19 protein-coding genes and 2 pseudogenes are annotated in these 18,365 nt (G+C 61.8%); 15 read left to right on the plus strand and 6 right to left on the minus strand.

Translation table 11 applies throughout. The annotated features are described in order from the left end of the window. The 5 genes and pseudogenes from NA637_RS20425 to NA637_RS20445 form a co-directional block, all read left to right on the plus strand. Positions 1-353, plus strand: a pseudogene (locus NA637_RS20425) (transposase); the annotation flags it as partial. Between the two features lie 264 nt (positions 354-617). After that, positions 618-1,085: a MarR family winged helix-turn-helix transcriptional regulator gene (locus NA637_RS20430; RefSeq protein WP_256074399.1), complete on the plus strand. Its 468-nt coding sequence runs from the start codon at positions 618-620 to the stop codon at positions 1,083-1,085. Then, complete coding sequence (locus NA637_RS20435; RefSeq protein WP_256074400.1) at positions 1,082-3,064, plus strand: FUSC family protein; 1,983 nt, start codon at positions 1,082-1,084, stop codon at positions 3,062-3,064. The genes NA637_RS20430 and NA637_RS20435 overlap by 4 nt, the downstream gene beginning before the upstream one ends. Continuing rightward, positions 3,061-3,273: a DUF1656 domain-containing protein gene (locus tag NA637_RS20440; protein ID WP_256074401.1), complete on the plus strand. Its 213-nt coding sequence runs from the start codon at positions 3,061-3,063 to the stop codon at positions 3,271-3,273. Before NA637_RS20435 ends, NA637_RS20440 begins: the two co-directional genes overlap by 4 nt. Before the next feature lie 61 nt (positions 3,274-3,334). Next, positions 3,335-4,192 (plus strand): efflux RND transporter periplasmic adaptor subunit, encoded by an 858-nt coding sequence (locus tag NA637_RS20445; protein WP_256074420.1) that lies wholly within the window; start codon positions 3,335-3,337, stop codon positions 4,190-4,192. Between the two features lie 415 nt (positions 4,193-4,607). On the opposite strand, the gene NA637_RS20450 is transcribed toward NA637_RS20445, so the two are convergent. Continuing rightward, on the minus strand, positions 4,608-5,357 hold the full coding sequence (locus tag NA637_RS20450; RefSeq protein WP_256074402.1) for an MBL fold metallo-hydrolase: 750 nt from the start codon (positions 5,355-5,357) through the stop codon (positions 4,608-4,610). A gap of 11 nt (positions 5,358-5,368) precedes the next feature. Next, positions 5,369-5,803, minus strand: coding sequence for a hypothetical protein (locus NA637_RS20455; RefSeq protein WP_256074403.1), 435 nt, complete (start codon positions 5,801-5,803; stop codon positions 5,369-5,371). A 196-nt stretch (positions 5,804-5,999) separates the two neighbouring features. On the opposite strand from NA637_RS20455, the pseudogene NA637_RS20460 reads away from it, so the two are divergent. The 5 genes and pseudogenes from NA637_RS20460 (at position 6,000) to NA637_RS20480 (ending at position 8,426) form a co-directional block, all read left to right on the plus strand. After that, a pseudogene (locus NA637_RS20460) lies at positions 6,000-6,327 on the plus strand (ArsR/SmtB family transcription factor). Next, entirely contained in the window at positions 6,324-6,755 is a 432-nt protein-coding gene (locus tag NA637_RS20465) for a YeeE/YedE family protein (RefSeq protein WP_256074404.1), read from the plus strand. The pseudogene NA637_RS20460 and the gene NA637_RS20465 overlap by 4 nt, the downstream one beginning before the upstream one ends. A 9-nt stretch (positions 6,756-6,764) precedes the next feature. After that, positions 6,765-7,190 carry a YeeE/YedE family protein gene (locus NA637_RS20470; RefSeq protein ID WP_256074405.1) on the plus strand — a complete coding sequence of 142 codons (426 nt, stop codon included), beginning with the start codon at positions 6,765-6,767 and terminating at the stop codon, positions 7,188-7,190. Positions 7,191-7,251: 61 nt separating this feature from the next. Then, a complete protein-coding gene (locus tag NA637_RS20475) occupies positions 7,252-8,037 on the plus strand; it encodes a sulfite exporter TauE/SafE family protein (RefSeq protein ID WP_256074406.1) in 786 nt (261 codons plus the stop codon). Between the two features lie 188 nt (positions 8,038-8,225). Then, positions 8,226-8,426, plus strand: a complete 201-nt coding sequence (locus tag NA637_RS20480) for a hypothetical protein (protein ID WP_256074408.1) — start codon at positions 8,226-8,228, stop codon at positions 8,424-8,426. Between the two features lie 128 nt (positions 8,427-8,554). Here the strand turns inward: NA637_RS20480 and NA637_RS20485 are convergent, their stop codons facing one another. The 4 genes from NA637_RS20485 to NA637_RS20500 form a co-directional block, all read right to left on the minus strand. After that, positions 8,555-9,424: an OBAP family protein gene (locus NA637_RS20485; protein ID WP_256074409.1), complete on the minus strand. Its 870-nt coding sequence runs from the start codon at positions 9,422-9,424 to the stop codon at positions 8,555-8,557. 31 nt (positions 9,425-9,455) lie between these two features. Then, positions 9,456-10,421, minus strand: coding sequence for a rhodanese-like domain-containing protein (locus tag NA637_RS20490; RefSeq protein ID WP_256074410.1), 966 nt, complete (start codon positions 10,419-10,421; stop codon positions 9,456-9,458). Positions 10,422-10,489: 68 nt separating this feature from the next. After that, positions 10,490-11,854 carry a sensor histidine kinase gene (locus NA637_RS20495; RefSeq protein ID WP_256074411.1) on the minus strand — a complete coding sequence of 455 codons (1,365 nt, stop codon included), beginning with the start codon at positions 11,852-11,854 and terminating at the stop codon, positions 10,490-10,492. Beyond that, positions 11,851-12,546 carry a response regulator gene (locus NA637_RS20500; protein WP_256074412.1) on the minus strand — a complete coding sequence of 232 codons (696 nt, stop codon included), beginning with the start codon at positions 12,544-12,546 and terminating at the stop codon, positions 11,851-11,853. The genes NA637_RS20495 and NA637_RS20500 overlap by 4 nt, the downstream gene beginning before the upstream one ends. Positions 12,547-12,738: 192 nt before the next feature. Here NA637_RS20500 and dsbD point away from each other — a divergent pair, with 192 nt between their 5' ends. Genes dsbD through NA637_RS20525 form a run of 5 tightly spaced genes read left to right on the plus strand, consistent with a single transcriptional unit; the run spans position 12,739 to position 17,691 of the window. Further along, positions 12,739-14,484 (plus strand): protein-disulfide reductase DsbD, encoded by a 1,746-nt coding sequence (gene dsbD, locus NA637_RS20505; protein ID WP_256074413.1) that lies wholly within the window; start codon positions 12,739-12,741, stop codon positions 14,482-14,484. Then, entirely contained in the window at positions 14,484-15,299 is an 816-nt protein-coding gene (locus tag NA637_RS20510; protein WP_256074414.1) for a TlpA family protein disulfide reductase, read from the plus strand. The genes dsbD and NA637_RS20510 overlap by 1 nt, the downstream gene beginning before the upstream one ends. Then, positions 15,296-16,072 carry a thiol:disulfide interchange protein DsbG gene (gene dsbG, locus NA637_RS20515; protein WP_256074417.1) on the plus strand — a complete coding sequence of 259 codons (777 nt, stop codon included), beginning with the start codon at positions 15,296-15,298 and terminating at the stop codon, positions 16,070-16,072. The genes NA637_RS20510 and dsbG overlap by 4 nt, the downstream gene beginning before the upstream one ends. A gap of 57 nt (positions 16,073-16,129) precedes the next feature. Further along, positions 16,130-16,777, plus strand: a complete 648-nt coding sequence (locus tag NA637_RS20520; protein ID WP_256074418.1) for a c-type cytochrome — start codon at positions 16,130-16,132, stop codon at positions 16,775-16,777. After that, positions 16,774-17,691, plus strand: coding sequence for a c-type cytochrome (locus NA637_RS20525; protein WP_256074419.1), 918 nt, complete (start codon positions 16,774-16,776; stop codon positions 17,689-17,691). Before NA637_RS20520 ends, NA637_RS20525 begins: the two co-directional genes overlap by 4 nt. Positions 17,692-18,365 lie beyond the last annotated feature (674 nt).

An 18,365-nucleotide genomic window follows, 5' to 3' on the forward strand; every position in this document is an offset into this window, starting at 1 on the left:
GGTGCAGACCAGCACTGAAGGCTGGTCCCAGTATCTTCAGCTACGCCGAGTGCGGGCTTTCACGCTCAACGAGATCGGCCGTTACGCTCAACGGTCGGTGGCGCCGGGAAGTACCGTTTACCGCCACGGCCTTGCCTGTTTCAAAGCTTTCGCTGCGAGCAATTGCCTGCATTCGCCAATCGTGACAGGCAGTGGTGGTGCCAGTACCCAGCGTTCAGCCTTCAGCCTTCAAATGGGTCAATACCCTGCTGGGCAACGCGAAGAACGCACTGACCGGAACGTTGCATGCGTTCAATCCCAAGCATGCACCACGCTATCTGGCCGAGTTCGAGTATCGGTTTAACCGCCGTTTCATATCGGCTCCCTGTGAACGAGAAGAATATCGATTGCACCCAGCAAGCGTCTCGGGCTTGGTTGGTGCGCCCTCCGTCGCCAGCACGCCCCATGCAAAGACCTTGGAGGATGTACAAGGCATTCTTCTCGCGAAGTTCCCCTGGTAATCCCGGCGCCGATCGATAGACAGCGCATTTGATTGCCTAGGCAATAATTGCATTCTAAACTTTCCCCTTTTTCCAAGGGCCATTTGTGCCTGACAAACACCTAAACAGGAGCCTACGGTGCCCTCTTCAGCTGCCGCCCTATATGCATTGACCAATGCCCTGCAGCCCGTCCGGCGCGCCTGGCAACAAGCCGCGGCTGTAGCCTTGGCGGACTCCGGGCTTTCGGTATCTCTGGCGACTGCGGTGCTGCTGGTGCATCGCCTCGGCGACGGGGTACAGCAAAAGGTGCTGGCAGCAGAAATAGGCGTCAATCCGGCGGCCATGATGCGCACGCTCGACCAGGCGCAAGCGGCCGCCTTGCTCAAGCGCTGCGAGGTACCGGGAAACCGCCGCGCCAGAGCGATTCATATCCTCCCCGAAGGACGCCGCCTGGCAGTGAAAATGGAACAGGCGCTCGCTGCCATGCGCGCCGCGGTGCTCGGTGATATCCCCCCGAAGGATATCGAAACCAACACACGGGTCCTGCGGCAATTCGAAGACCGGGCCAATGAACACCTAAAGCAGCAACGGACCAGACTTCCATGAGACCGGGTCTGGAATCGCTGCTGTTCTCGATCAAGCTGTTTATCGCAGCCATGCTTTCTTTCGTCATTGCGGTAAAGATCGGGCTGCCCCAGCCTTACTGGGCGCTGGTCACCTGTTGCGTGGTCATGAATCCCTGGACGGGTGCGATTCGTTCCAAGGCGGTGTATCGCTTTAGCGGAACACTGTGCGCCGGCGTGATCACCCTGGTGATGTCCGGACTGTTCGCCAGCACGCCGCTGCTTCTCATCATCGCCGCCGGGCTGGTAGCGACGGCCGCCTTTGGCTGCGCCTTTCTCGACCGGACGCCACGCAGCTACGGGTTCCAGCTGTTCGCCATCACCTTGATGCTGGTTGCGGTGGCGGGGGTCAATCACCCCGAGACGATGTTCGATACCGTGGTCGCCCGGGTCTGTGAAATTTGCCTCGGCATCACGTTGAGCACCCTGGTCGACAGCCTTATCGCCCCACGCTCGCTGGCGACCACCTTGCGCAGCAACCTGCACCGCTGGCTGACCGACGTCGAAAGCTGGATCGTCGATACCCTGGAAGGAAAGACTGGCGACAGCACCGCCGCCCATCATCGGCTACAGACCATCCGCGACATCACCGGCCTGTCGCAGATGGCTGCCCAATTGCGCTACGACCCGACGGTCTCGCGTGAGAACATCCAATACGCGCTGGCCATCCAGCAGCGCCTGCTGCGCCTCGTTCCTCTGCTGTCGGCAATCGAAACCCGCATCGCGGCCCTTGACGCTGACGAAGCCTCGGCGCTCGCGCCCTTGCTCGGCGAAGCGTTGGATGCCATTCGAGCCGGCGACACGGCAGCAGAAAACCTCTCCGCAAGCATCCTGGCGCTCCCCTTGGCGGTGGATGGGCAACAGCAGCGGCCCTGGCAGCAGCTTGTCCATGAAAATCTGGCGGGTCTGTTCACCGAGCTGCTGGGCATTTGGAGCGAAGTGCGAGCTATCGACGCCGCCCTGGATGGCTCACGAACACTCGACCCGGCACTGCAAAGGCAGGTCGGCAAGACCGCCGCCTTTGCGCTTGCCCCGGACACCGACCTGGCGCTGCGCATCGCCGCCACCATTCTCACCACCTACGCCTTGCTGTGTGGCCTCTGGGCGGCGACTGGCTGGTACCAGGGCCCGAATGTCGTGCTGATGGCCACAATCGCCCTGGCTTTCTTCGGCAGCGGCGACGAGCCTGGACGCGCCATCGACAAGTTCGGGCGTTTCGGCCTGCTCTCGCTCACGCTCGTCGGCATCCTTTGCTACGGGCTGTTGCCGTTGGCCCATGACTTTCCCACCTTCATGCTGATGATGGGGATTTTCATGCTGCCCCTTGGCGTATGGGCGGTCACCAATCCCATGGCGATTCTGGTACTCGCCCTGGGATTGAGCTCGATCAACCTGCAGGGCCAATACGTACCCTTCGATTTCGCCAGTTTTTTGGAAACGGTATTTGCCAATTTGCTCGGTATCTATACGGCGTTTTTCTGTGCCGGCCTGTTCCGCACCCTGGGCGTGAAACATGCGCTGTCGCGCTTTGTGCGGATGGAAACCCGGGACATCAGTCGCCTGATCCAACAAGCCAGCCAGAAGCAGCGCGACGCCTACCTGGCCCGCGCGCTCGACCGCATCTCATCCATCACCGCGCGCCTGGCGGCGGCGGGCCAGATCGATCGTAGCGTGAGGCTGCTGACACGCCTGAGTGTCGGTGTGCATGTGGCCGAGCTGAGCATGGCCTCAGCCGAACTCAATAGCGCCCTGCGAAACACCATCGAGCAGTTGCTTGGCCGAGTGCGTATGGAAATCGACCGCCCGCAGCCGTCGACCGACCTGCTGGACCTCATTGATGGCGCGCTGTCACACCTCTGGCGGCAGCGCCCAGTTTTCCGGAATTCGGGCGCGACCCGGGCCCTGGTCGGCCTGCGAGTCGCCCTGTTCGCCCAATCGCCTGCCTGGATACCCGCCCCATGATTGGAGAAATCAACATCGCCGGAGTGTTCCTTTCACCGCTGCTTGTCTGCATGGTCGCGGCTTTTTTCGGGCGGCTGATCGTTTCGAAATTACTGGAAGCGCTCGGACTCTATCACCACATCTTCCAGCGATCGCTATTCGATACCTCTCTATTCCTCCTGCTCATCGGTGTGGCATTCGCCATACTGCGCGCGTTCACTTCACCTTGAAAATCAGCCGACGACCATGAATCGAGAAAGATTTTTATCGCTCCTGAAAAGCACCTTGACGGTGGTCATCGCGTTCCTGGCGGCACTGGTTCTGTGGTACCTCTACAACTATTACACCTACGCGCCGCAAACCCGCGACGGCAAGATACGCGCCGACGTCGTATCGCTGGCCGCCGATGTATCGGGCCGGGTCGAGGCCGTGTATGTGCGGGACAACGAAAGGGTGCGGCGCGGCGACCTGCTGTTCACCGTCGACCAGGTCCGCCTGAGCAATGCCCTGGAACAAGCGCGCGCCGCCGTCGCCACCGCGCAAGCCATCCGCAACGCCGCTGAGCGTGAAAACCGCCGGTATGCGGCTCTGGGGGATGCCGGCTCCAGACAGCAGCGTGACGAGCGGCGATCCAAAGCGGAAGAAGCCCGGGCCCGATATGCCCAGGCCATCGCCGACCAGGACCTGGCCCGCATTAACCTGGAGCGCGCGCAGGTGCGCTCCCCGGTCAATGGCATCGTCACCAATTTTTCCCTCAGGCCCGGCGCCTACGCGACGGCGGGACAGCCGCTGATCGCATTGGTCGACAGCGATAGCTTCTATGTGGCCGGCTATTTTGAAGAAACCAAGCTGGCACGCATCCAGCCAGGCACCCACGCCACTCTTCATATCATGGGCGAGGATCGGACGTTGTCCGGACACGTTGAGAGCCTTTCCGCAGGCATTGAGGACCGCGAGCGGACCTCCTCCTCGAACACCCTGCTGGCCAATATCAATCCAACTTTCAGCTGGGTACGTCTAGCCCAGCGCGTGCCCGTGCGCATCGCCATCGACGAAGTCCCCCGGGGCATCGAGCTGATCGCAGGAAGAACAGTGACCGTGACCCTGGACGGAGCCGATGAAGTCATAGGCGTGGGCCGGGAGTTTTGAGGGTTCAACTGCAACGCAGAGGATAAGTTCACGAACCCGCATGCGGCGCAACCGGAGCCAAGACGAGGCGAAGCCAGATCAGAGGACATACCTCATCTGCGCCGCGATCTCGTGATGCGCCAGGCCGTCCAGTTTCGCCTTGCTTCTTTCTCGCCAACTCGCACTTTCCTGACATGACGGGAACGCTTCGTACGCTATGGCGCTCCAGTATCGACTGGCCATCAGCGAGGAGCAGAGAGAACGGCATGCGGGGGGAGAAAGAGAAGTTCATTGGTTTGGAGTGGTTACGATTCGTTCTCGGTGTGTACCTGATGATGCACCATACGCTACCGTTCTACGAAAGCTGCACGCAGCTAGACGGGACGTTTCGACCTGCCCGTCCTCAACGATCGTGGAGGGCGACATCATGTCCAGATCAACCTTGCGGGCTGTGCTCGACCTGTTCGCAGTAGCGACGAAGGTTCTCGGTCAGGTTGGGAGGACACACGCCGCACTGGCGATTCCCCGGTACCGCATGATCGATGAATTTGGGATACGGCAGATTCAATCCCGCCATGATTTTCCGGAAGCACTCCAGCGTTATCGCTTCGCCTAGCCGCGGGTTGCGTTGCTTTTCCTGCGCGATGGTCGAGACGCGACGACCGCTGTAGTCATGGCCGGGATAGACCAGGGTGTCGCCGGGCAGCGTGAAGAGCTTGTTTCTAACACTGTGAAACAGGTCATCGGCGCTGCCGTTCTGAAAGTCGGTCCTGCCGCAACCGTCGATGAGCAAGACATCACCGCTGAACAGACGATCCCCCAACAGATAGGCGAAGTGCCCATCGGTGTGACCGGGTGTATGCAGGGGCGTGAAGTGCAGGCTGCCGACGATGAAAGGAACGCCTTCCTCGACGCCGACATCCGTGCAGGGCAGCTTGTCGATTGCCGGCCCCGCGATGCGGCAGCCCGTCTGCTTCTTCAGCTCCAGCGCGGCGGTGATGTGGTCGGCATGTATATGGGTGTCCAAGGTGAACGCCAATTTCAGGCCCAGCCTGGCCAGCTCGGTCAGGTCGCGGTCCGTTGCGGAAATGACCGGGTCGATGAGCACGGCCTGGCCGCTGTCCTTGCACCCGAGCAAATAGGTGTAGGTGGACGACACGGGCTCGAACAGCTGGCGAAATATCATGATGGTCTCGGCTAGTGGGGAGTGTTCAGCGGTGCCTGTTCCAGCGCGCCGAGCAGTGCATATTTTTCCTGATCGATCTCGCCCCGCGTGCGCACCCCCAGGCGGCGCAGAATAGCCAGCGGTGGGCACCAGCCCTGCAAACCGTGTTGCAGAAGAAACGGCAGCACGACGCCAGGCAACAGGAACCACTTTCTGTTCACGGTCAGGCCCAGCAGCAGGCCGGACAGCGCAAGGGAGGAGGCATTGACCTCGAGCACGCGTTCCACGTCCCACTCGCGGTCAAGGGTGTCGATGCGCTGAAGGATCGCGCTTCGCCCCATCCCGCTGAAGCGACGAATATTCTCGTCCGTTTGCCGATCGATTTCCTGGTTGACGGGTGGCGGCGTTGAACGGCGAACCCGGTCCGCCTGGTCATGGGTCGTACTGCTTTGCTGTATCGATGACATGTTGATCTCCTGGTTCGCGCCGACGGGTTGGCGCGGCGAGGTGAAAAGCCACAGCGATGCCGCACGGTTTTAGGGCGTGTGCGGGACCTCGAGTTCCGACCGGGCGTCCGCTGCTGGGTCGATACGATATATTGAAATATATATCGATAAGATATATTGTCAAACCTTGCGACCCCCTGCAGGAAAATGGCCTCCAATGGCAGATCTCGATATCGAAACGCTGCGTCGCAGCGCCACGGAGGCCTGCGGTTTGCTGAAGGTCCTGGGCAATCCTGACCGCCTGTTGTTGCTGTGTCAGATGACCCAGGGCGAGTATTGCGTGGGTGATCTCGCCCGTACGACGGGCATTGAGCAACCGACCCTGTCTCAACAGCGCGGTGCTGCGTCACAACGGCTTGGTCAGCACGCAACGCGTGGGCAAGCAAGTTCACTACAGCATCGCCAGCCGCCAGGCGATGGAAGTCATGCAGGTGCTTTACCGGCTTTACTGCCAGCACCCTGAAATCCAGGAGCCAACGAAATGACAATCGACTGGGCAAATTTTACACCCTGGTCCTCGCTCGCCGGGGGCATGCTGATCGGGCTCGCGGCGACTCTGTTCATCCTGTTGAATGGGCGCATCGCGGGCATCAGCGGCGTGCTCGGCGGTTTGCTGCGGCCAGCCAAAGGCGATGTGCTCTGGCGTGTTTCCTTTATCGCCGGACTGGTCATCGCACCGGTACTGTTTCAGGCCGCTTTCGGGCTACCGGACATCGAGATCGAGGCGAGCACCTTGACCCTGATCGCGGCCGGATTGCTGGTCGGGGTCGGCACGCGGTATGGCTCCGGTTGTACGAGCGGGCACGGCGTCTGTGGATTGTCGCGGCGGTCGCCACGCTCGCTGGTCGCCACCGCCGCGTTCATGGCCAGCGGCTTTCTGACTGTATTTATGGTCCGCCATTTGATGGGCTGAGGAGCTGCGATGAAATTGCTGAGCGCGTTTGTAGCGGGGCTGGTTTTCGGCCTCGGCCTGATCCTGTCAGGCATGGCCGACCCCTCCAAGGTGATCGCCTTTCTCGATCTGGCCGGAGCGTGGGACCCCTCGCTCGCATTCGTCATGGGCGGTGCGATCGCAATCGCCAGTGTCGGGTTCTACTTCGCCTCCAAACGGTCCCGGGCGGTGCTGGGAGATGTCATGCGGATGCCCACCGCCACCCGGATAGATCGCCCGCTCGTGCTGGGTAGCCTGGCATTCGGAGTGGGCTGGGGGCTGGCCGGTTATTGTCCGGGGCCGGTGGTCGCATCACTCTTGAGCGGCCGCAGCGAGCCGCTGATCTTTATCCTCGCGATGCTGGCGGGCATGGCGCTGTATGAATTGCAGACGCGCCTTTCAGGCAAGCCGCAGTGACCGAGGGGCGCGCTCATCCGGGACGCCAGGCCGAGGCGCCCGAGCAAGAGGGCTGCCGAGCATGATGGAAATCGGGCTCGGACTATTGGTCGGCCTCGTCCTGGCGCTGACCGGCGCGGGTGGCGGCATCCTCACCGTGCCGTTGCTGATGTTCGGGGTGGGCCTCGAGCTGCAGCAGGCCGCGCCGATCGGCCTGATGGCGGTCGGCCTTGCCGCATGGGTGGGCGCGGTGATAGGACTTCGGGAGGGCATTGTCCGTTACAAGGCGGCGGCGCTAATGGCCGGCTGCGGGGTACTGCTCGCGCCCGTCGGCGTCTGGGTGGCAGGTCGGGTCGCACACGATGTGCTCGCCGTGGTGTTTGCGCTGGTGATGTTCTGGGTCGCCTTCAGGGCCTTCCGGCGCCCGCCGAGCGATGGCTCGACCCCGAGGGCCGTGCCCTGTCGGCTGAACCCGCAGACCGGGCGCTTTCACTGGACCTCAGGCTGTGCGGCAATCGTCGCCGCATCCGGCACCGTGGCGGGTTTCCTCTCGGGATTGCTGGGCGTAGGCGGTGGGTTCGTGCTGGTTCCGGCGCTCCACCGCTTCAGTGATTTGCCGATGCGCTCGATCGCCGCAACCTCATTGGCCGTCATCGGCCTCGTATCGGTCAGCGGCGTGTCGTCTTCGGCCTTAGCGGGGAACATCGACTGGGCAGTGGCCATACCTTTTTCGGTGGGTGCGGTTGCTGGAATGTTAATGGGCCTTCTGATCTCCGCCCGATTGCCCGGACCACTGCTGCAGAAAGGTTTCGGTCTGATTGCAATCATTGCTGCCACTGCCCTGGTAATTCAAAGTCTGGGCCAGTGAGGCACGGAGCGACAGTTGCTGGTTTTCCCCCTAGCGGGTGGAAACTCGTCGTCCTGCTCTGCCGGTAACAGCGGAGATGCAGAATGATAGAGCCGACCGCCACATAGCAGAATCAGAGCCGGCATTGAGGAAGTGGTGCCCCATGCCCGGGAGAGGAGACTCATCTCGAATCTCTGATTTGAACCCCAATGATTTCTTACCGCTATATCGGATCTGCTTGCTGCTACTGCTCTTTAGTACAAGCCCTGCCTTCGATCGGCGAACGCCACTCGAAGAATGTTCCGACGGTGAAACCACATCGCAAAGAACGCGATTATCAGCAACAGCTCAGCAAGATCACCGCCGTAATACATGACGCCAACACCGAGCAATATCGTTGCCAGCATTGAGCGACGCGGGACTAAGGTGGGCCTCGATTCGAAAGCCATAGTCATCACCTGTTAGTAGGTTTGAGCAATCGCTCCTAATGATCCCGTGTTGTCACTTGTAAGCTGCGAACTCAAACTGCGCGCCCCCTCTATCTGGAAACCGGTTCCGATTGCGCCGGTGACTGACTTGCGGCTTGTTTGTCAACAACACCGGGAATGGGCCGGGTTGGCCCTTCAAATTGGCCCTTGAGCGCATCAACGCCCTGCTGTGGCTTGGCCAGTGGCATAAGGTCCTGTCTGGCCTTACGGCGTTCCTCAGTATTGATATCCATACGCTTGTCTCGGCTTTCCACCAATCCCTCTTTGGCCTCACCAATCCGATTAAACGACCACGCCAACTTCGGCTCTCCTAATGGCAGCGACTCACCTGGCTGGCCTTGGGTAGCGTCCCAGGTATGCCATGTTTTGCCGTAGCTATTCATCTTGCTCTTCATCAGCGCGTGATCAGCCTGCTCCGGCAAACCGGGCGCAACCAACTGTCCGGACAAAATTTCGCCATTGTGCGGATGCCAGTACTGCTTTTCGGCGGCCGGCAATTGCTCAAACAGGCGCTCGGAGATGATGTACTCGATACCGTTGAGGTTAGCGTCTCGAGTATTGCCATCAAACAACGCGCATTGGGCAAGATCTTCGTTGACTTGATTACAAAAATGGTGCGCTTCCATTTGGTGAGATGGGTCATCTTTCATGGGATGAAAGCCGACCAAATAAACGTTCATGGGATCCAGAGGCGAATCCGTTTGGAGCATCGCTGCTCCTGCCTCCAAGACATTGGTTTTGGTAGATTCCGCTCTTCCAGCGGGTTCAGTTGACGAACTGACCGTGCCGAAACCGGTACAGCCCGAGACTACCGCCATGGTTGCGATGCATAGGGCCTTCCTTTTCTGCTGGGCTACATATTTCCCGCCAATGGACAAGCGCTGATTGGCTGCTTTCAGTGGGGAGGTTTCTGGCTGCATGCTTATTTTCCTCTGATTTTTTGCTTGGTTTTTATGCCACGGGCACGTCTGCTGCTCTCCAGGCAGCCCATGACCCAGGCACATTGACTACTTTTTTAAAACCGTTCTTTTTCAAGATGCTCGCTGCGATCGATGCTCGGTATCCCGAACCGCAATACGTTGCGACAGTTTTATCCCGGTCCAGGTTGCCAAGGGCTGTGTCTATATGAGCCACGAACGCATGATGGGCAGCGGGGATATTGCCTGCCTCGTATTCAGCAGGACTGCGCACATCAAGCAACATCACATCGGAATCGTTTCGTTTGCGATCGAGCGGAGGTCTACGACCTGCACGTCTTGCGCGGCGAGTGCCTCGAAGTCTGACAGCGCGAGAGATGGCGGAATCGAAGGTCCTTCCATCTGTACGGCGGGACGCACGTTCAGTTTTTTCAGGCGCGCATAGTGACGGGGTGGCTCCGGCATGTCGGCCAGCAGCCAATCGATGAATTCCTCTTCGCTTCGTGCTCGCGCAAGGCTGGGTTGAAGAGACGCTCGTTGCCGCGGAGTGGCGTCGGTCGCCGATGGACTTGCCACAGGCCGAGCCGGCGCCCTGGCAGGGGTAGATTTCCTTCCGGTCGCCAAGCGGCAGGTAATGATCGAACAAGGTGCGGTATAGCTCGCCTGCCAGCTTCCGTTCGCTGCCTTCGCCGAGCAGGTCGGGCCGCCCTACGTCCAGATTGAACAGGGTGTCGCCGGTAAATAGCGCGAATGACTGGTTGCCCTGCCGGGCGTCAAACAGCTGCAGGGAAATGTGCTCAGGCATATGTCCCGGCGAATGCATGACCTGCAGCCTCACCTGCCCGAGCTCTATCGTCTCGCCATCGCTGGCCTGACGAAGGTCGAACTGATAGCTATCCGAGCGGCCACCGATGACCGCAGCCACGGCAGCTTTGCTGTCGCCGACCAGATAGGAAATCTGCGCCAGGCCATCTGTATAAACAGGCTCGAAAACAAGCATCGTCACCTCCGATGATCGTTAACAGGATTGCTCAGTCAACTATTCGGACGGTGTGCATGGCTGGACGTTCAGGCTATCGCGGTGCCGTCTTTAAATGGAGCGGGCGCCTGCAGGCTGACCACCAGCTCGACGACGAGACCGTCCGCCTGCGGCTCGAAACGCAGATCGCAGGCACAGCGCTCGGCGATCGCCTTGACGATGGACAGACCCAGACCACTGCCTTCACCTTCGCCGCTGCGCCAGAAGCGCTCCGTCAGCCGCTCGAGCATTTCCGGCGGGATGCCCGGGCCGTGATCCTGCACGCTGAAGCGAACCCGGTTTTCATCCAGCTGGGAGAGCGTCAAGCGGATGGCCGTGCCGTCATGGGTATGGCGGCGGGCATTGTCGAGCAGGTTGCGCAATGCCGCGACCGCCAGGGTGGGCGGCATCGCCAGTGGACGGGGGGACATGTCCTGCGCCCCGCACAGCTCGATACGCGGCCCAGGCTGCTGACTGGCATCCGCGATCGCCAACTGCGCAACGTCGACGGCCGTGCAACGGAGGCCGTCATCAAAGGACACGCGACCTTCCACCCGCGCCAGCATGAGCAGCTGTTCAAGGATGCGGTGCAGACGATCCGTGCCGACCTCGGCCTGGGCCAATGCCCTTCTGGCGGTGTCGCCCTCGGTCATGGCCGCGACCTGTAAATGGGTCTTGATGGCCGTCAACGGGCTGCGCAGTTCATGGGCGGCGTCATCGGTCAGCCGACGTTCGCGTTCGAGCATGTGCGCGATCCGCGCGAACAGCTGGTTCTGGGTTTCGACCAGCGGCGTCAGCTCTCGCGGCAGCCGTTCGATGTGCAACGGCTCCACCGAATCGGCGCTGCGTTGCGCCAGGGCCGTGCGGATTCGTCTGAGTGGCGCAAGGCCGTTGCCGATTCCGATCCACAACACGATCAGGCTGCCCAGCAACGCGACAAAAACCGGCAGCGCCGCGGCCATGAGCACCGAACGCTGGAGTGCGCTGCGCTCGTCAAGGCGATCGGCCGTGGTGATGCGCATGCCGTTCTGAATGAAGGTAAAACTGCGCCAGGCGGTATCGCCGATCATCTGGTGGTGAAAGCCGGTGCGCTGAGCGTCGAGCGCACTGTCTGGCGCCGCATGGCTGCGCGCCAGAATTTCACCCCGCAAGGAGCTGATCTGGCAGGCCAGGCCGTTTTCGATGCCCAGCTGTTCCGCACTCAGGCGGGTGATACCACCTTCACCCAGCTGCGGTTGCGGTTGCGGTAACTGGACGAGCAGACCCGCGACCATCCGCGCCGACGCGGCAAGGCGCTGATCGAGGGACTGCATCAACTGATTGCGAACATCGAAGAGCATCCAGGTCGCGGCCAGCGCCCAGAGCAGCACGAAGGCCGAGCCAAGGGTGAGGGTCAGGCGCAGGCGCAAGCTCATGCGTCAAGATCCCCGCGCTGCTCAGGTGCATGGCCGGCGGGCCCAAGGCGATAACCGATTCCTCTGACCGTTTCGACGATACCGTTACCCAGCTTGCGCCTGAGATGGTGGATATGGACATTCAGGGCATTGCTTTCGACCTCATCGCCCAGTCCGTACACCGCGTCCTTGAGCTGCTCGGCCGAGAGCACGCGGCCCGGGTTCTGCAGGAGCGCCTGGAGCAGCGCCTGTTCGCGGCGCGACAGGTCCACCGGTTCGCCTGCCATGAACGCCGCGCAGGCGGCAGGATCGTAGCTCAGCGTTCCGTGTTCGATCATCTGCGTGGCCCGGCCGGCAGCGCGGCGCAGCAGGGCATGCAGGCGGGCGGCGAGCTCACGCAGGTCGAAGGGTTTGACGAGGTAGTCGTCGGCGCCTGCCTGAAGTCCGGAGACACGCTCGGTCACCGCATCTCGGGCGGTCAGGATGAGTACCGGCAGCTCCAGGCCGCGCCGGCGCAGGCGCTGGAGAAAGCGCAGGCCGTCCTCGTCAGGCAGGCCCAGATCGAGAATCATCAGGTCAAACCTGGCCGTGCGCAGCAGCGAGTCGGCCTGTCCGGCCGTAGCGGCGTGGGCCACGCTGAAGCCCTGGGCTTCGAGCCCGTCGACGATGCCACTGGCGATCAGTGCGTTGTCTTCTGTCAGCAGTAGGTGCATGTGGGAATCGCTTGATATGCAGCAGTCAGTATCGTCCGCCTGGATTACCGGCGCGTTAGCTGATGGTACGCCGAGTTGCGCGTACCTCAACGTCTCTCAGGCTTACAGGTTGTGTCCCGACAAGCCTCGTTAATCGCCTCTTAATCCCGAGCCGCCAAGCTCGCCTCCGAATCTGTTAATCGGGTGTTGTGCATGCGAGCGCTTTTTATCTTTCTGGCCTGTTGCCTCTGGGTCGTGCAACTGGCGAACGCTTCGCCGTTCACGCTTGGTCAAAAGCAGCAGGACTTCCTGCCCGTGGACGAAGCGTTCACGCTGCATATCGAGCCGATCGAGAGCGGCGGCGCCGTGCTGCGCTGGGACATTGCGCCCGGCTATTACCTCTACCAGGAGCGCCTGCGATTCGCAGGGCTGCCGCCGGGGCGCGAGCCCGTGTTGCCGCCTGGCGAGCCGTACCATGACGAATATTTCGGCGATTCGCGAATCTATCGCGACAGCCTGGAAGTGCAGCTCCCCGATGCGGATATCGCGTCGCTCGAGCTCGGCTGGCAAGGCTGCGCCGATGCCGGGCTGTGTTATCCGCCGCAAAGCCGCACGGTAGAACTGGGCGGCAGCAGTACCCCACCGTTCGCGCCTGTTCAGGCCGATGATCAGGCCTTGGCCAGCGGGCTGGAGCAACAGTCGCTCGGCTGGAGTCTGCTGATCTTCTTCGGACTCGGCCTGCTGCTTGCCTTCGCGCCCTGTTCGCTGCCGATGTTGCCGATCCTGGCGGGCATCGTGGTGGGCAGCCAGGCCGGGCCTCGCCGCGGCATGGCGCTGGCTGGGGCCTATGTCATCAGCATGGCACTGGTCTACGCCGCCCTTGGCGTGGTGGCGGCGCTGCTGGGGGCGAATCTGCAGGGATGGCTGATGCAGCCGTGGCTGATCGCGAGCTTCGCTGGGCTTTTCGTGTTGCTGTCCTTGCCCATGTTCGGTTTTTTCGAGCTGCAACTGCCGGCGGGCCTGCGTGATCGGCTGGAGCAGGCCGGACGCACGCGTCGGGGCGGCAGCCTCGCCGGGGCCAGCGCGTTGGGCGTGCTGTCCGGTCTGCTGGTGGGACCTTGCATGACCGCACCACTGGCCGCGGCGCTGTTGTTCATCGCCCAAAGCGGTAACGCCGTGAACGGCGGCCTGGTGTTGTTCGCGCTGGGCCTGGGGATTGGTACGCCATTGCTGCTGCTGGTGACGGTGGGCAATCGATACCTGCCCAAGCCCGGGCCGTGGATGGATCGTGTCAAGGTTTCGTTCGGTTTTCTGTTTCTCATCGCCGCCCTCTATGTCCTTCGTCCACTGTTGTCCGACCCCCTCTGGGTAGGACTGTGGGGCGCGATGCTGGTGGTGGGCGCCAGCGGCTTGCTGCAGCTGTCGCGGCAACTGGTGCGGCATCAGGCGCTCGGGCGTTCGGTCGCGGGGCTGGCCGGTGTATGGGGCGTAGCGCTGCTGCTGGGGGCGGCAGGCGGCGCGCAGGATGTCATGCGGCCGCTCGGCGTGTTCACCGGCGGGGTTGCGTCCTCGCAAGGTGCTGAGCCTGCTCACGGATTTGTCGGATTCAGCGAGCCGGCCGTTCTCGATCGTGAGCTGGCTGCCGCCAAGGCCGCGGGCCAGTGGGTACTGGTGGACTACTACGCGGACTGGTGCGTGTCCTGCAAGGTCATGGAAAAGGAGGTATTCGGCGAGGCGCAGGTGCAGGCGGCGCTCATTGGCGTGCGGATTCTGCGGCCGGACGTGACGAAAACCAATTCTGCCAGCCGCGCGTTGCTGAACCGCTATCAGGTCATGGGGCCGCCGACGCTGCTGTTCATCGGCCCGGACGGGGTGGAGCGACGCACGCAGCGCATCACCGGCGAGGTCGATGCGAGCCAATTTCTGAGTAGATGGAACGAAACAAGGGAGCGTGGCTGATGCTGACGATCAATCTGGGGCCCCTGGCCCTTGCCGTCCCGCATGCGCTGATGCTGGTTAGCCTGTTTCTGGCGATGCTCACCGGCTGGTGGGTCGGCCGGCGCAGCGAGCGGAATCCGGAGCAGCAGCTGTTCAGGCTGCTGCTGGTGGCGCTACTGGTCGCGCGGCTGGCCTTCGTGCTGGTGTATGTCGAGCATTTCCGAGAAGAGCCCTGGCGCGTGATCGACATACGTGACGGCGGCTTTATTGCCTGGCCGGGCTTGCTGGTGGCCGTTCTGCTGGGCATCTGGCTCGCTTGGCGCGACAGCGGATTACGCACACCGCTTGGCGCCGCGATGCTGGTAGGTGTGCTCAGTTGGGGATTCGGGGCTTTCGCATTGCATGCCTTCGAGCAGGGCACGAAACTCCCTGAGATGGGATTCCGGGACAGCCAGGGCCAGTCGGTTGCGTTGCACGACTTCGTCGGCAAGCCACTGGTGGTCAATCTCTGGGCCACCTGGTGTCCCCCTTGCCGGCGTGAAATGCCGGTCCTGGCGGAGGCGCAGCGTAACGCGCCCGACGTGACCTTTCTGTTCGTCAACCAGGGCGAGGGCGAGCGGCTGATCGCCGACTTCCTTGAAGCCGAAGGGCTCAGCCTGGAAAACATCCTGCTCGATACCGGTGGGCGCCTGGGCCAGCACCTGGGGTCTGCGGCACTGCCCACCACGCTTTTCTACGATGCCGAGGGACGCCAGGTTGGCAGCCACCTCGGTGAGCTGTCGCGTGCCAGTCTGGCGCGCGCTCTTGAGCAACTAGAGGTAAACAACCAGCCATGAAATCCGTACGATCGCTTTCCTTTTTCATTTCTACACTGGCCTTGCTACCGGCACCCCTGGTGCTGGCCGAGGCCCTGCCTCCTGCGGTTCAGGCCATTGAAGCGCGTGGGGCCAAAGTGGTCGGCAGCTTCGACGCACCGGGCGGACTGAAGGGCTATGCGGCACGTTATAACGGACAGGGCATCGCGCTGTACCTGACACCGGACGGCGATCACGTCTTGGTCGGCACCCTGCTGGATGCCAGCGGCGCAGACCTGACCAAGGCCTCGCTTGAAAAACTGGTGTACGAGCCGATGAGCAGCGAGATGTGGCAGCGGCTCGAAAGCAGCACCTGGATCGCTGACGGCGCGGCGGACGCGCCACGGATCGTCTATATGTTTTCCGACCCGAACTGTCCGTTCTGCAACATGTTCTGGAAACAGGCGCGGCCCTGGGTTGAAGCCGGCGACGTTCAGCTTCGTCACGTCATGGTCGGCATGCTGCGTCCGGACAGTGCCGGTAAAGCCGCCGCATTGCTGAACGCCAAGGACCCCGAGGCGGCCCTTAATGAACACGAAGCAGCGGGCAAGGCGAGCACGCTCAAGCCTGTCGAGCGTATCGCGCCCGAGGTGAATGAACAGCTTGAGGCGAACCTCACCCTGATGGGCGACATGGGCGCCTCGGCCACCCCGGCGATCTATTACCTGGACGATGAAGGGCGTCTGCAGCAACATCAGGGCGCGCCTCGTCCCGAGGCGTTGAATGGCATCATGGGGCCGTTGTCAAAACGCTAGCAACACGACACGTGCAAGTCAGCCCCGGCACCTAAACAACAATGATCTGGAGGCTACATGAACGTCCCCCTCTGGCCCTTGGCCGGGCTCTTCCTTGCGTTCTCCGTGTCCGCGCACGCGGCGGATGCCGCTGCGGTGTACAGCAAAGGCGGGGCCAACCCTGCCGCGATGGCATGTGCTACCTGCCACGGCGCCGAGGGTGAGGGCATGGCCGCTGCGGGATTCCCCCGCCTAGCCGGCTTGTCGGCGAATTACATGCGCAAGCAGCTGGCTGATTTTGCATCCGGTTCGCGGGCGAATCCAATCATGCAGCCCATCGCCGCGGCCTTGAGCCGAGAGGAAGCCGAAGCCGTCTCCACAATGCTGGCTGACAAGCCGCAACCGCAGGTCGAGCGAATCGACCGCACCGCGTTGGTCGACGGGCCTGGCGAAACGCTTGCCCTGCGAGGTGCCTGGGATCGCAACATCCCCGAGTGCGTCGCCTGCCACGGCCCAAGCGGAACGGGAGTGGGCGATGCCTTTCCACCTCTGGCTGGGCAGTCGGCTCAGTATCTGTCGTCCCAACTGGCCGCCTGGCGTCAGGGCACCCGCAAGAACGACCCCAACGACTTGATGGGGCACATAGCACGCAGCATGACCGAGGACGAGGTAAAGGCGGTCTCGACGTACTTCGCAGGCCTGACTGAAAGAGGAGCAGCAAAATGAAGCCCCAGACAAATGCACTGCTGTTGATGTCATTGGCCTTCCCGGTGCTCGCGGACGAAATCGCGATGGAAGATCAGTCGCAGATCCTCACCGCGGCCGGTGATCCCGCCAGTAGCCGGTATTTTCAGCCGCCCAAGGAAAGCGAACTGCCTGACAACGCCTTCGGGCAGTTGGTACAGCAAGGGCGGGCCATATTCACTGATACCAAGACGCATGCGCCCGACTATGTGGGCAACGGCCTGGCCTGTGCGAACTGCCACCTCGAACAGGGCCGGAAAGCCAACTCCGCGCCGCTCTGGGCCGCCTACACCATGTACCCGGCGTACCGAAAGAAGAACGACAAGGTGAACAGCTATGCCGAGCGCCTCCAGGGCTGTTTCCAGTTCAGCATGAATGGCAAGGCCCCCGAGGCCGACGGCCCGGTAATCGCCGCGCTTTCAGCCTATTCCTACTGGCTTGCGACCGGAGCACCCACCGGGCAAGAGCTGCCAGGCCGGGCCTATCCTGAAGTTCCGCAACCCGAGGGCGGATATGACCTGGCGAAGGGTGAGCAGGTTTACGCAGCACAGTGCGCCGTCTGTCATGGGCCGAACGGGGAAGGCCAGAAATCTGGTGACCTTTATGTATTCCCGCCACTCTGGGGGGCGGACTCGTTCAACTGGGGTGCAGGCATGCATCGGATCAACACGGCCGCGGCGTTCATCAAGGAGAACATGCCATTGGGCAAAGGCCGCACCTTGTCGGACGAAGACGCGTGGAACGTGGCGGCCTTCATGAACAGCCACGAGCGACCGCAGGACCCGCGCCTGATCGACGGCTCGGTCGAGAAAACCCGTGATAAATACCATGCCAATGACGGTGTGAACCTTTACGGCGAAACCGTTAACGGCAAGATGGTCGGTAAGGGCATTTAGCTGGATTGGTCTTTTGTCGGGAGTGTATCGATACCTAGCATCGCGCAGATACTGCTGCTCCACCTCGTGTTTTCCATCGACAGTATGCAGCGATGGCTTTCTCGGCCGGTATAGACATGAACATACTGTCCCGACGCAGCGCCTGAGTCGGCTCGTTAGAGCCATTCTGTCGATGATGCCCGGCCTAGCCGGGCGTACCAGGGCTGCGTAACCACAGGAAAGGTGAGTTCGAACTGCCCAGCGCCAGCTGCCTGCACGCAGCAACCGACCATGCGATTGAGCCGCACGTCTCTCCCGCCGGTAAGCCAGAATCGAGTAGGAGGCGGGATTGCTTGGGCCGTCCTCTCACACCACCGTACGTACGGTTCCGTATACGGCGGTTCCTGCCTACTGACAAACAGCCTCAGCGAGCCTGGTTCCGTTGATGTGTCGCCTGTGGTAGCTAAGCGCCCAGACCGGCTCTCAGAGTTTCCGACTCCTACCTTCTGATGGCCTCGACCGCCGCTGTTCACGACGTTTCTGCTTTACGCTCCAACAGCGATCAGATCCGACTATCCGCTCATGGCAGGTTCAGCCCTTCGTCCCTCTGGTTTCGAGCAACTACTACGGCCTCGGCTGACTTCTGCTCGCCCATCCCGTCACCTCTCGACGTTCGGTAGCACATGGCAGGCAAA

Source organism: Stutzerimonas stutzeri, from assembly GCF_024448935.1.
Classification (GTDB): Bacteria; Pseudomonadota; Gammaproteobacteria; order Pseudomonadales; family Pseudomonadaceae; genus Stutzerimonas; species Stutzerimonas stutzeri_AO.

What these genes read in the sequence shown, in the direction of transcription:
- NA637_RS20435 (WP_256074400.1), top strand. Translation starts at nt 1,082, where the DNA reads ATGAGACCGGGTCTGGAATCGCTGCTGTTCTCGATCAAGCTGTTTATC.
- NA637_RS20440 (WP_256074401.1), top strand. Translation starts at nt 3,061, where the DNA reads ATGATTGGAGAAATCAACATCGCCGGAGTGTTCCTTTCACCGCTGCTT.
- NA637_RS20450 (WP_256074402.1), bottom strand. Translation starts at nt 5,357, where the DNA reads ATGATATTTCGCCAGCTGTTCGAGCCCGTGTCGTCCACCTACACCTAT.
- NA637_RS20455 (WP_256074403.1), bottom strand. Translation starts at nt 5,803, where the DNA reads ATGTCATCGATACAGCAAAGCAGTACGACCCATGACCAGGCGGACCGG.
- NA637_RS20465 (WP_256074404.1), top strand. Translation starts at nt 6,324, where the DNA reads ATGACAATCGACTGGGCAAATTTTACACCCTGGTCCTCGCTCGCCGGG.
- NA637_RS20470 (WP_256074405.1), top strand. Translation starts at nt 6,765, where the DNA reads ATGAAATTGCTGAGCGCGTTTGTAGCGGGGCTGGTTTTCGGCCTCGGC.
- NA637_RS20475 (WP_256074406.1), top strand. Translation starts at nt 7,252, where the DNA reads ATGATGGAAATCGGGCTCGGACTATTGGTCGGCCTCGTCCTGGCGCTG.
- NA637_RS20480 (WP_256074408.1), top strand. Translation starts at nt 8,226, where the DNA reads ATGATTTCTTACCGCTATATCGGATCTGCTTGCTGCTACTGCTCTTTA.
- NA637_RS20485 (WP_256074409.1), bottom strand. Translation starts at nt 9,424, where the DNA reads ATGCAGCCAGAAACCTCCCCACTGAAAGCAGCCAATCAGCGCTTGTCC.
- NA637_RS20490 (WP_256074410.1), bottom strand. Translation starts at nt 10,421, where the DNA reads ATGCTTGTTTTCGAGCCTGTTTATACAGATGGCCTGGCGCAGATTTCC.
- NA637_RS20495 (WP_256074411.1), bottom strand. Translation starts at nt 11,854, where the DNA reads ATGAGCTTGCGCCTGCGCCTGACCCTCACCCTTGGCTCGGCCTTCGTG.
- NA637_RS20500 (WP_256074412.1), bottom strand. Translation starts at nt 12,546, where the DNA reads ATGCACCTACTGCTGACAGAAGACAACGCACTGATCGCCAGTGGCATC.
- dsbD (WP_256074413.1), top strand. Translation starts at nt 12,739, where the DNA reads ATGCGAGCGCTTTTTATCTTTCTGGCCTGTTGCCTCTGGGTCGTGCAA.
- NA637_RS20510 (WP_256074414.1), top strand. Translation starts at nt 14,484, where the DNA reads ATGCTGACGATCAATCTGGGGCCCCTGGCCCTTGCCGTCCCGCATGCG.
- dsbG (WP_256074417.1), top strand. Translation starts at nt 15,296, where the DNA reads ATGAAATCCGTACGATCGCTTTCCTTTTTCATTTCTACACTGGCCTTG.
- NA637_RS20520 (WP_256074418.1), top strand. Translation starts at nt 16,130, where the DNA reads ATGAACGTCCCCCTCTGGCCCTTGGCCGGGCTCTTCCTTGCGTTCTCC.
- NA637_RS20525 (WP_256074419.1), top strand. Translation starts at nt 16,774, where the DNA reads ATGAAGCCCCAGACAAATGCACTGCTGTTGATGTCATTGGCCTTCCCG.